At 49.1% G+C, this 650-nt stretch carries 1 protein-coding gene; it reads left to right on the forward strand.

Annotation, left to right across the window (positions count from 1 at the left end):
- Positions 1-61: 61 nt before the first annotated feature.
- Complete coding sequence (locus tag AC07UV_RS25700) at positions 62-388, forward strand: hypothetical protein (RefSeq protein WP_495185855.1); 327 nt, start codon at positions 62-64, stop codon at positions 386-388.
- The last annotated feature ends 262 nt before the right edge of the window (positions 389-650 follow it).

Genomic DNA, 650 nt, shown 5'->3' on the forward strand with positions numbered 1-650 from the left:
GTAGAATAGCATTTCGGGGGGCGCCGGGGAGCAAAAATGAACGGTTATACGGGAAAATGCTGTGGAAAGGCCGCAGGAACGTGGACGGAGGAACCGCGGAATCCGGCACGGCAGTGGATACACTGGGCGCAGAGGTTATGGAAACGGGGAACTCATGGGAAAAAGTGTCCCAGAGCGAAAGGGGACGCAAAAAACAACAGTCGTATGGGGAAGGGCACCCTACCTCTACGCCGCAGTAGGGACAGAAAGCCGGTATGCCCTCCGCAGCGAACATCCCGGAAAGATAGCCGACCAGAAAAAAGCCGATGAGCCGCAGCAGGCAGATCGGATCATGGACAGGCATAAAAACCGAGGCCGGAAACAGACCGCGGAGACTGCAGAAAGATAATGCAAAAGTGGAGTCTTCAAGGCCAGCAGAAATTCATCGTTTAGTTAGGGTTTGTTTAGGTTTAGTTTAGGTATTGGTTAGGTTTTGTTTAGATAAAACCTAACCAATACCTAACTGTACCCTAACTTAATAGTAGGTTATTGCTACTTTAATATTTGACTTATACCTAAAAAATACCAAAATTGGTATCCCTACGGGCAAAAGCATCCTGCTTCCGGGCTGTGTTCGCACCTTCCTGTTATCTCCCTCGGCTTTTCTCTAC

It is taken from the genome of Sphingobacterium sp. GW821-FHT03E03, from assembly GCF_059420745.1.